This window comes from Pseudomonas sp. NCIMB 10586, from assembly GCF_023127895.1.
In the GTDB taxonomy this organism is placed as follows: Bacteria; Pseudomonadota; Gammaproteobacteria; order Pseudomonadales; family Pseudomonadaceae; genus Aquipseudomonas; species Aquipseudomonas synxantha_A.
Map to the genome: position 1 here is coordinate 80,554 of NZ_SPKQ01000010.1, position 10,921 is coordinate 91,474.

General features: G+C 54.9%; 10 protein-coding genes, 4 tRNA genes and 1 rRNA gene. All 15 read right to left on the reverse strand.

Annotated features, from left to right (window positions below; translation table 11 throughout):
• Positions 1–14: 14 nt before the first annotated feature.
• The gene (rpoB, locus tag E4P01_RS05670; RefSeq protein WP_019819139.1) at positions 15–4,088 is read right to left on the reverse strand and encodes a DNA-directed RNA polymerase subunit beta; all 4,074 of its coding nucleotides are present in this window, start codon (positions 4,086–4,088) and stop codon (positions 15–17) included.
• A gap of 219 nt (positions 4,089–4,307) precedes the next feature.
• Positions 4,308–4,673: a 50S ribosomal protein L7/L12 gene (gene rplL, locus E4P01_RS05675; RefSeq protein WP_005791984.1), complete on the reverse strand. Its 366-nt coding sequence runs from the start codon at positions 4,671–4,673 to the stop codon at positions 4,308–4,310.
• 78 nt (positions 4,674–4,751) lie between these two features.
• Complete coding sequence (gene rplJ / locus E4P01_RS05680) at positions 4,752–5,252, reverse strand: 50S ribosomal protein L10 (protein ID WP_003232405.1); 501 nt, start codon at positions 5,250–5,252, stop codon at positions 4,752–4,754.
• A gap of 199 nt (positions 5,253–5,451) precedes the next feature.
• Positions 5,452–6,147: a 50S ribosomal protein L1 gene (gene rplA, locus E4P01_RS05685; protein ID WP_003176434.1), complete on the reverse strand. Its 696-nt coding sequence runs from the start codon at positions 6,145–6,147 to the stop codon at positions 5,452–5,454.
• A complete protein-coding gene (gene rplK / locus E4P01_RS05690) occupies positions 6,147–6,578 on the reverse strand; it encodes a 50S ribosomal protein L11 (RefSeq protein WP_003176435.1) in 432 nt (143 codons plus the stop codon). The genes rplA and rplK overlap by 1 nt, the downstream gene beginning before the upstream one ends.
• Positions 6,579–6,695: 117 nt before the next feature.
• Positions 6,696–7,229, reverse strand: coding sequence for a transcription termination/antitermination protein NusG (nusG, locus tag E4P01_RS05695; RefSeq protein ID WP_003176436.1), 534 nt, complete (start codon positions 7,227–7,229; stop codon positions 6,696–6,698).
• A 9-nt stretch (positions 7,230–7,238) separates the two neighbouring features.
• On the reverse strand, positions 7,239–7,607 hold the full coding sequence (secE, locus tag E4P01_RS05700; protein WP_005791990.1) for a preprotein translocase subunit SecE: 369 nt from the start codon (positions 7,605–7,607) through the stop codon (positions 7,239–7,241).
• A 45-nt stretch (positions 7,608–7,652) separates the two neighbouring features.
• Positions 7,653–7,728, reverse strand: a tRNA-Trp gene (locus E4P01_RS05705).
• Positions 7,729–7,891: 163 nt separating this feature from the next.
• Positions 7,892–7,967: transfer RNA gene (locus tag E4P01_RS05710), tRNA-Thr, on the reverse strand.
• Positions 7,968–7,993: 26 nt separating this feature from the next.
• Positions 7,994–8,067: transfer RNA gene (locus E4P01_RS05715), tRNA-Gly, on the reverse strand.
• A gap of 24 nt (positions 8,068–8,091) precedes the next feature.
• Positions 8,092–8,176 (reverse strand) — tRNA-Tyr (locus E4P01_RS05720).
• Positions 8,177–8,318: 142 nt separating this feature from the next.
• Positions 8,319–8,765: a hypothetical protein gene (locus E4P01_RS05725; protein WP_005791992.1), complete on the reverse strand. Its 447-nt coding sequence runs from the start codon at positions 8,763–8,765 to the stop codon at positions 8,319–8,321.
• Between the two features lie 7 nt (positions 8,766–8,772).
• A complete protein-coding gene (locus tag E4P01_RS05730) occupies positions 8,773–9,522 on the reverse strand; it encodes a pantothenate kinase (protein ID WP_078822464.1) in 750 nt (249 codons plus the stop codon).
• Positions 9,512–10,471: a bifunctional biotin--[acetyl-CoA-carboxylase] ligase/biotin operon repressor BirA gene (birA, locus tag E4P01_RS05735; protein WP_032879211.1), complete on the reverse strand. Its 960-nt coding sequence runs from the start codon at positions 10,469–10,471 to the stop codon at positions 9,512–9,514. The genes E4P01_RS05730 and birA overlap by 11 nt, the downstream gene beginning before the upstream one ends.
• A gap of 166 nt (positions 10,472–10,637) precedes the next feature.
• Positions 10,638–10,753 (reverse strand): 5S ribosomal RNA (gene rrf, locus E4P01_RS05740).
• Positions 10,754–10,921: the final 168 nt, after the last annotated feature.

Sequence of the window (10,921 nt, forward strand, 5' to 3'; positions counted from 1 at the left end):
ATTCGCGTCACGTGTTATTCGGTTTCCAGATCGATATCGATGCCGAGGGAACGAATTTCTTTGATCAACACGTTGAAGGACTCGGGCATGCCCGGCTCCATACGGTGATCGCCGTCCACGATGTTTTTGTACATCTTGGTACGACCGTTCACATCGTCCGACTTCACTGTGAGCATTTCTTGCAGAGTGTATGCAGCACCGTATGCTTCCAGTGCCCAGACCTCCATCTCCCCGAAACGCTGACCACCGAACTGAGCCTTACCACCCAGCGGCTGCTGGGTAACCAGGCTGTACGAACCAGTAGAACGAGCGTGCATCTTGTCGTCTACCAAGTGGTTCAGCTTCAGCATGTACATGTAGCCAACAGTAACCGGGCGCTCGAACTTGTTGCCGGTACGACCGTCGAACAGCTGCATCTGGCCGCTTTCCGGCAGGTCTGCCAGTTTCAGCATGGCCTTGATTTCGCTTTCCTTGGCACCGTCGAACACCGGGGTAGCCATTGGAACGCCGCCGCGCAGGTTCTTCGCCAGATCCAGGATTTCCTGGTCGGAGAAGGTATCCAGCTCTTCGTTGCGACCGCCGATCTCGTTGTAGATCTCGTGCAGGAACTTGCGCAGGTCTGCGACCTTGCGCTGCTCTTCGATCATACGGTTGATCTTCTCGCCCAGACCTTTGGCCGCGAGGCCCAGGTGGGTTTCAAGGATCTGACCAACGTTCATACGCGAAGGTACGCCCAACGGGTTGAGGACGACGTCGACCGGGGTGCCATTGGCATCGTGCGGCATGTCTTCAACCGGCATGATCACGGAGACCACACCTTTGTTACCGTGACGACCGGCCATCTTGTCGCCCGGCTGGATGCGGCGACGGATTGCCAGGTAAACCTTGACGATTTTCAGCACGCCTGGAGCCAGGTCATCGCCCTGCTGCAGTTTGCGCTTCTTGTCTTCGAACTTGTCGTCCAGCAGACGGCGGCGATCAACGATGTAGGCCTGGGCCTTCTCGAGCTGCTCGTTCAGAGCGTCTTCAGCCATGCGCAGTTTGAACCACTGGCCGTGCTCAAGACCGTCGAGAATTTCGTCGGTGATGTCCTGACCTTTCTTCAGACCTGCGCCGCCTTCGGCCTTGTGGCCTACCAGAGCGGAGCGCAGGCGTTCGAAGGTCGCGCCTTCAACGATACGGAACTCTTCGTTCAGGTCCTTGCGGATCTCGTCGAGCTGGGTCTTCTCGATGGACAGTGCACGAGCATCACGCTCAACGCCGTCACGGGTGAAGACTTGTACGTCGATGACAGTACCTTTGGTACCGGTAGGTACACGCAGGGAGGTGTCTTTAACGTCGCTGGCTTTTTCACCGAAGATGGCACGCAGCAGCTTCTCTTCCGGAGTCAGTTGGGTCTCGCCTTTCGGAGTGACCTTACCCACCAGGATGTCGCCTGCGCCAACTTCAGCACCTACGTAAACGATACCGGCTTCGTCCAGCTTGTTCAGTGCAGCTTCACCCACGTTCGGGATGTCTGCAGTGATTTCCTCAGGACCAAGCTTGGTGTCACGTGCCACACAGGTCAGTTCCTGAATGTGGATCGTGGTGAAGCGGTCTTCTTGAACCACACGCTCGGACAGGCAGATGGAGTCTTCGAAGTTGAAGCCGTTCCATGCCATGAACGCGATGCGCATGTTCTGACCCAGAGCCAGCTCACCCATATCGGTGGACGGGCCATCGGCCATGATGTCGCTACGCTGAACGCGATCACCCTTGCTCACCAGCGGACGCTGGTTGATGCAGGTGTTCTGGTTCGAGCGGGTGTATTTGGTCAGGTTGTAGATGTCGACACCGGCTTCGCCAGTTTCAACTTCGTCATCGGCAACACGAACCACGATACGGCTGGCATCAACGGAGTCGATAACGCCGCCACGACGAGCCACGACGCAAACGCCGGAGTCACGAGCTACGTTACGTTCCATGCCGGTACCTACCAGCGGCTTGTCAGCACGCAAGGTCGGTACAGCTTGACGCTGCATGTTGGAACCCATCAATGCACGGTTGGCGTCATCGTGCTCCAGGAACGGGATCAGCGACGCTGCAACCGAAACTACCTGCTTGGGCGAAACGTCCATCAAGGTGACGTCTTCCGGCGCCTTGACGGTGAACTCGTTCAAGTGACGAACAGCTACCAGCTCGTCGATCAGGACTTTCTTGTCGTTCATCGTGGCCGAAGCCTGAGCGATCACGTGATCAGCTTCTTCGATGGCGGACAGGAACACGATCTCGTCGGTGACCAGAGCGTCTTTCACCACACGGTACGGGCTCTCGAGGAAGCCATACTGGTTGGTACGCGCATAAGCGGCCAGGGAGTTGATCAGACCGATGTTCGGACCTTCCGGCGTTTCGATCGGGCAAACACGACCGTAGTGCGTCGGGTGTACGTCACGAACTTCGAAGCCAGCACGCTCACGGGTCAGACCGCCCGGGCCCAGTGCGGATACACGGCGCTTGTGGGTGATCTCGGACAGCGGGTTGTTCTGGTCCATGAACTGGGAAAGCTGGCTGGAACCGAAGAACTCTTTCACCGCCGCAGCCACTGGCTTGGCGTTGATCAGGTCTTGCGGCATCAGGCCTTCGCTTTCAGCCATCGACAGACGCTCTTTGACCGCACGCTCAACACGCACCAGGCCAACGCGGAACTGGTTCTCGGCCATTTCGCCTACGCAGCGAACACGACGGTTACCCAGGTGGTCGATGTCATCGACGATGCCTTTGCCGTTACGGATGTCGACCAGCGTCTTCAGTACCGCGACGATGTCTTCCTTGCACAGCACGCCCGAACCTTCGATCTCGGTACGACCGATACGACGGTTGAACTTCATCCGGCCGACCGCAGACAGGTCATAGCGCTCAGGGCTGAAGAACAGGTTGTTGAACAGGGTTTCGGCAGCGTCTTTGGTTGGTGGCTCACCAGGACGCATCATGCGATAGATCTCGACCAGCGCTTCCAATTGGTTGCTGGTGGAGTCGATCTTCAGAGTGTCGGAGATGAACGGACCGCAGTCGATATCGTTGGTGTACAAGGTCTCGATGCGAACAACCTGGGCCTTGGCGATTTTCGCCAGGATTTCGGTGTTCAGCTCGGTGTTGCACTCGGCCAGGATTTCGCCTGTAGCCGGGTGAACGATGACCTTGGCGGTCGTGCGACCCAGGACGTAGTCCAGAGGCACTTCCAGCTCTTTGATACCGGCCTTTTCGATCTGGTTGATGTGGCGCGCAGTGATACGACGGCCAGCCTCAACGATGACCTTGCCTTTCTCATCCTGGATGTCCAGGACAGCAATTTCACCACGCAGACGCGAAGCGATCAGCTCCAGCTTGAGGGTTTCATCCTTCAGGCTGAATACGTTGGTGGTATAGAAAGCGTCCAGCACTTGCTCAGTGGTATAGCCGAGCGCGCGCAGCAGTACCGAGGCCGGCAGCTTGCGACGACGGTCGATACGCACGAACACGCAGTCTTTCGGGTCGAACTCGAAGTCCAACCACGAACCGCGGTACGGAATGATCCGCGCGGAGTACAGGAGTTTGCCGGAGCTGTGCGTCTTGCCGCGGTCGTGGTCGAAGAACACGCCCGGGGAACGGTGCAGCTGGGAAACGATTACACGCTCGGTACCGTTGATAACGAAGGTACCGTTTTCAGTCATCAATGGGATTTCGCCCATGTAGACTTCTTGCTCTTTGATGTCCTTGATCGCTTTGTTCGACGATTCTTTGTCGAAAATGATCAGACGGACTTTTACCCGCAAAGGTACGGCGTACGTAACGCCACGCAACACGCATTCTTTGACATCAAATGCCGGTTCGCCCAGGCGATAACCGACGTACTCCAGCGCAGCATTGCCGGAGTAGCTGATGATCGGGAAAACGGATTTGAAGGCCGCATGCAGGCCCACGTCGCGGAACTGATCTTTGGTCGCTCCCGCCTGCAAGAATTCACGATACGAATCCAGCTGGATAGCCAGAAGGTACGGGACATCCATGACGTCCGGCAACTTGCTAAAGTCCTTGCGGATACGTTTTTTCTCAGTATATGAGTAAGCCATCAGCGTTCCCCAGCTTGGTCACCTGCTTGTTTGGCCCCTCCGACGGGAGCAGCCAGAAAATCTTGCAAACCCCATGGTTTGCACCACCGCTTCGGGTGGCTACAGCGCGTTAATGGCGGCGACCGAGTCGACAGCCAAGAACGGAAAAAGGCCGGTGGCAAGAGCCACCAGCCATCAGCCTTCAGCTTAACGCTTGGGCTGGAGACGCAAGGTCGATGCTTACTTCAGCTCGACTTTAGCGCCTGCTTCTTCCAGAGTAGCTTTGGCTTTGTCAGCTGCGTCTTTGGCAACAGCTTCCAGAACCATGGCAGGAGCGCCGTCAACTACAGCCTTGGCTTCTTTCAGGCCCAGACCGGTCAGTTCACGTACTGCCTTGATCACGTTTACTTTCTTCTCGCCAGCTTCGGTCAGCATGACGTTGAATTCGGTTTGCTCTTCAACAACGGCAGCAGCAGCAGCTGGGCCAGCGGAAGCAGCGGCAGCGGAAACGCCGAATTTTTCTTCGAAAGCTTTGATCAGCTCAACAACCTGCAGAACCGACATTTCAGCTACGGCGTTGAGGATATCGTCTTGGGAGATAGACATTGCTGTATTTCCTGAATTGGGGGACGGCCTACGCGGCCATCGAAATAAACAAAAATACGCGAGAGAAGTTGCTCAGCCTTAGGCTGCGGCAGCTTCTTTTTGCTCGCGAACTGCAGCCAGAGTACGAGCCAGCTTGCTGGTAGCGCCTTGAATCACGCTCATCAGCTGCGAAATGGCTTCGTCGCGGGTCGGCAGTGTTGCCAGTACGTCGATTTGGTTAGCTGCGAGGAACTTGCCCTCGAACGCAGCTGCCTTGATCTCGAACTTATCCTGACTCTTGGCGAACTCTTTGAACAAACGGGCAGCAGCGCCTGGATGGTCCTTGGAGAACGCGATCAGAGTCGGGCCAGTGAACACGTCGTTGAGAACACTGTATTCAGTGTCAGCAACAGCGCGCTTGAGCAGGGTGTTACGTACAACACGTACGTATACGCCAGCTTCACGAGCCTCTTTACGGAGTCCGGTCATAGCGCCTACTGTCACACCACGGGCATCAGCCACGACAGCGGACAGAGCAGCTTTGGCAGCCTCGTTGACTTCAGCGACGATGGCCTTCTTGTCTTCGAGATTAATTGCCACGGGTTTAACTCCTGCTTGTTACCGTTTCATCTGGCCGAGGCCGGATGTCGTTTTGGTGTCTGATTCGGTAAGGAACCGGGAGCACCATCTGCGTAGGCTTGTTGGTTTAAGACTTGCGTCGCCTACGGTCTTGGATAGCCCCCGCCAGGCAGGGACCCCAATCTTTCAATTGGCGCAATCGCTTGCGCCAATTTGTGTCTTATACGTCCAGCGAGCCTTGGTCGATGACCAGACCTGGGCCCATAGTGGTGCTCAGGGTAACGCGCTTGACGTAGATGCCTTTCGAGGAAGCTGGCTTGATACGCTTCAGATCAGCGATCAGGGCTTCAACGTTTTCCTTCAGCTTGACGGCGTCGAAGCCGACCTTGCCAACGGAGGTGTGAATGATGCCGTTTTTGTCGGTGCGATAACGAACCTGACCAGCCTTTGCGTTTTTAACCGCGGTAGCTACGTCTGGCGTTACGGTGCCGACTTTAGGGTTAGGCATCAGGCCACGTGGACCCAGGATCTGACCCAACTGACCTACAACGCGCATTGCATCCGGGGAAGCAATAACGACGTCATAGTTCAGATCGCCGCCTTTCATTTCGGCAGCCAGATCGTCCATACCAACGCGATCAGCGCCGGCAGCCAGAGCAGCTTCAGCCGCCGGGCCCTGAGTGAAGACAGCAACACGTACAGTCTTGCCAGTACCGTGTGGCAGCACAGTAGCGCTACGAACGACCTGGTCGGATTTACGCGGGTCAACACCCAGGTTCACAGCAACGTCAACAGACTCGCTGAACTTGACAGTCGACAGCTCGGTCAGCAGAGCAGCAGCGTCTACGAAGTTGTAGGACTTGCCTGCTTCGATTTTGCCGGCGATAGCCTTTTGGCGCTTGGTCAGCTTAGCCATTACACACCCTCCACGTTAAGGCCCATGCTACGAGCAGAACCGGCGATGGTACGCACGGCTGCATCCATATCAGCTGCAGTCAGATCCGCGTTTTTGGTTTTCGCGATTTCTTCCAGCTGAGCACGAGTTACGGTGCCAACCTTAACGGTGTTCGGACGAGCGGAACCGCTAGTCAGACCAGCAGCTTTCTTCAACAAAACCGAAGCCGGGGTCGACTTGGTTTCGAAAGTAAAGCTACGGTCGCTGTATACAGTGATGATCACTGGAGTCGGCAGACCTGGCTCAAGACCCTGAGTACGAGCGTTGAAGGCCTTGCAGAATTCCATGATGTTCACGCCGTGCTGACCCAGAGCTGGACCGACGGGTGGGCTAGGGTTGGCCTGAGCGGCCTTCACTTGCAGCTTGATGTAAGCGGTAATCTTCTTGGCCATGAGGCACTCCAATTACGGGTTCAAACGCCTAGAAAGGCTCCCCGGTTACTTGCGCGTTTATCCCAGTGACGACAAAACCCCACAGCCTAAGGCTGCGGGGTTGGGATGCTTTTTCAGCTAGACCTTCTCGACCTGGCTGAACTCCAACTCTACCGGAGTAGAGCGACCGAAAATGAGCACTGCCACTTGGATCCGGCTCTTTTCGTAGTTAACTTCTTCGACGGTGCCATTGAAATCAGCGAAAGGACCATCTGTAACACGAACAACCTCACCCGGCTCGAACAATGTCTTCGGCTTGGGCTTGTCGCTACCGTCAGCAACACGACGCAGAATTGCTTCTGCCTCCTTGTCAGTGATCGGAGCAGGCTTATCAGCAGTACCGCCAATGAAACCCATGACACGAGGAGTATCCTTGACCAAGTGCCAAGTACCTTCATTCATGTCCATCTGTACCAGCACGTAGCCAGGGAAGAACTTGCGCTCACTCTTGCGCTTCTGGCCATTCCGCATTTCAACCACTTCTTCAGTGGGAACCAGAATTTCGCCGAAGCCATCTTCCATGCCTGCCAGCTTTACGCGCTCCAGCAAAGAGCGCATAACATGCTTCTCGTAACCCGAGTAAGCATGCACAACGTACCAACGCTTAGCCACGGGACACCCTTAGCCAACAATCAAGGAAACAAGCCAGCCGAGCAGGGAATCGAGCCCCCACAACAGCAACGCCATAACCAGAACAACAGCCACAACAATCAATGTGGTCTGCGTGGTTTCTTGGCGAGTCGGCCAAACGACTTTACGAATTTCGGTGCGAGCTTCCTTTACCAGGACCGCGAAAGACTTGCCTTTAGCAGTCTGCAGGCCTACAAAGGCAGCTACAGCAGCGAGGGCGAGCAATGCGAGGACACGGTACAGGATCGGCGAAGCAGAATAGTACTGATTGCCAACAACGCCTACGACCACCAAGGCGACTACAGCGAGCCACTTGAACAGATCGAAACGAGAGCTTTGAGCTTCAGCCTTAGGAGTCATCTATGAAGATCCTGTGAAAAGAAAGCCAGACACACCACGTGAATCTGGCAGGTCAGGAGGGAATCGAACCCCCAACCTACGGTTTTGGAGACCGTCGCTCTGCCAATTGAGCTACTGACCTAAAACAAAATCAGGCCGACCATTATGCAGGCCTGAAAAAGACTTTACAACAACCAACCCCAACAGACTTGAAATCACCTGACAATCACAGCCAGACATAACACGATACAAGCCGAGGCAGCTGTTAAAACAAAGGCAGATATTTTCATATCTGCCTTGTTATATGGAGCTCTTGAGCGGATTTGAACCGCTGACCTCACCCTTACCAAGGGTGTGCTCTACCAACTGAGCTACAAGAGCAAAACACCTTGCACAACCTGCAAACTTGGAGCGGGTAGCGGGAATCGAACCCGCATCATCAGCTTGGAAGGCTGAGGTTCTACCACTAAACTATACCCGCGGAGCTTGCAGCTCACGCTAAAAATGGTGGAGGGGGAAGGATTCGAACCTTCGAAGTCGTAGACGTCAGATTTACAGTCTGATCCCTTTGGCCGCTCGGGAACCCCTCCTAAGCGAGCCGGCATTCTACATCACGCCGACCTTCTGTCAAGCATTTTCTCATTAAAAATATGAGGTTAGCTGCGTTGACCTTCGTTTCACCTTGAAGCCCTTAAAGGTCTTCACTGCGAAGCGGGCGCCATTCTATGCAAACTATTCGAGAGTTGCAATGCCTTCGCACAGCATTATTTTATGTTTTAACTCATTGAATTCATTAGCAAGGCTTTCAAAGGGCAGATCGTCAGCCAAGCGCCTACTCTCAGGGGCTACTCGCAACCAGTAACCCGAGGCTTCAGGCGCGCTCAACAATTGAAGCCTGACCCTTATGTCCAAGCTTGTCAGCCGCTGCTCGAGAGAGAGCGCCTGGTGACGATCCGAGAAACCACCAATGTACAGACAGGTGCTTTGTGCATCAGCCCCCCTTGCTCGATCACGCCGCGCCACCGTGTCGGCAGACTCACTCAGGAGCCGAATATCTTGCTGCGTTCCACGATAGAGACTCAATGGTGTGACGTCCTTGGCACGCAATGGAGCTTCTTGCTGATGCCAGACGTAGTAGAAAACATTGAGGACAAGTAAAAGCAAAAACAGCCAGCGCATAATCACCTCAAGACAAAGGACACGCCATTGCCAAACCAACAAACACAAGGTCCGGGACCAAACAAGCCTGAGGTGCAGCATCCCTGACCAGGTCGGCATCCCCCCCCGTCAGGAAGACAGTGAAATCCTCGCCCCAATAGCTTCTCGCCAATTCAAGCTGGGTCAACACGAACCCTCTTAGCATAAGCGTACAACCGCGCTCGACAGCCTCTACGGTCGTCCGCCCAGGAGAGAGACGCTCAAGAGCTCTCTCAGCCGCGGCATCGTCATAACGTATCTTGCGCGTATGGGTTCGCAACTGATTGCGCATAAGTGGCAAGCCCGGGCAAATAAACCCACCCAAGTGCTCACCATCAACATCAATAAAGTCTGCGGTCGCCGCCGTACCAAAATCGAGCACTACGCATGCGCCGGACGCTAACTTATATGCACCCAGCATCGCCAACCAACGATCCAGCCCAAGCCGCTCGAACTCTTCGTAGCCATTGTGCACACCGGCCATTTGTCGCGCGGAACCCGCACAGGAAACGGTAACGCCAAATGCCTTCACCAACGCCGCTACCAGCTTGTCGGTTTCCTCAAGCGCTCGAACACTCACTAACCGACAACGCGTGAGCAGAAGGCCAGGAAGCGCTATCAGGCTCTCAATCAACGCATCATCCGAACCCACCACGCCTTCGGCGGAGACACTTGCATCACTCGCCTCAAGCACGCGCCACTTTATGAAGCTGTTCCCACAGTCGAGCTCAAGAATCATCACGCAACCTCAGGCTTAACTCACCACCGCTGTATATTTTCTCGACGCCATCGACATTCAAGCGCAACGCGCCCTGATGATCCACGCCCAACACCACCCCATCAATCTGGGTAACACCAGCAACGAGAGACACAGGCTTGCCCTGCCACAAGTGATGCCGCTCCCACTCATCTTGCAGCCCGGCAAAACCGGCAGTCTTATGTCGATCCAGATAGCCTTGCAACTGCATCCCCAGACGCGCCACCAATTGGTTGCGATCAATAGCAGAACCGGTCTCGAGCTGAATTGAAGTCCATTGCTGATCCACATCATCGGCTTTCTGCATATTCACATTGATGCCTATCCCTAGGACAACGTGACAGATATCCGCAGGATCCCCCACCAGCTCCAGCAAGATGCCAGAAATTTTCTTGCTCCCGACCAAGACGTCGTTTGGCCATTTCAAAGCCGCGCCCTGTACACCGGTCTCACGCAACGCCTGCATAACGGCTAAGCCAACTACGAGACTCAACCCCTCCAACTGTCGCAGACCACCTTCAATGCGCAGCACGAGGCTGTAGTAGACATTTTGCGCAAACGGACTGACCCATTTTCGACCACGCCTTCCCCTACCAGCCGTCTGCTGCTCCGACAGTACGACAAAGGGGGCTGCGCACCCTGAGTCAACGAGACGCAAAGCTTCGGCGTTAGTGGAGTCGATGGAATCGAAAATATGAACTGGCCAGGTTAAAGAGGCCGCATTCAGGGAAATTTGCTCTGCACTCAAGAACACCAACGGCGCAGCCAATTGATACCCACGACCTCGGACCTTATGAATGGGCAGCCCTAACTCTGCCTCAAGATGCTGAAGCTGCTTCCACACAGCGCTGCGACTGACGCCCAGGGCGGCGCCAAGCGCTTCTCCAGAATGGAATCGACCGTCTTTCAGTAGTTTCAACAACATCAGCATGCAAATATCGCCTCACAATGAGGCACGCATAATAGCCATGCGTAAGGTCATTGCATAGAAACGCAGGGCGTTTGCACTCAGGACATGAGCGATGGTTTTTTAGTTTTTTCGACCGCCCAAAACAAAACCCCTGTTTGCGTTAGCAAACAGGGGTTCTGGAATTTAATCTTGACGATGACCTACTCTCACATGGGGAAACCCCACACTACCATCGGCGATGCATCGTTTCACTGCTGAGTTCGGGATGGGATCAGGTGGTTCCAATGCTCTATGGTCGTCAAGAAATTCGGGTACTGAGTCGTGACCAGTTGGTCTCGCTTCAGCAAATTGGGTATGTGACAGCTTTCGGTGTTTTGTGAACGTCGAACTTTCGGTTCATTTTCGTCTTCACACACCGTAATCTGGTCTCTTTCGCTTTTCAGCTCAGAGCATGCAAATTGCTTGGGTGTT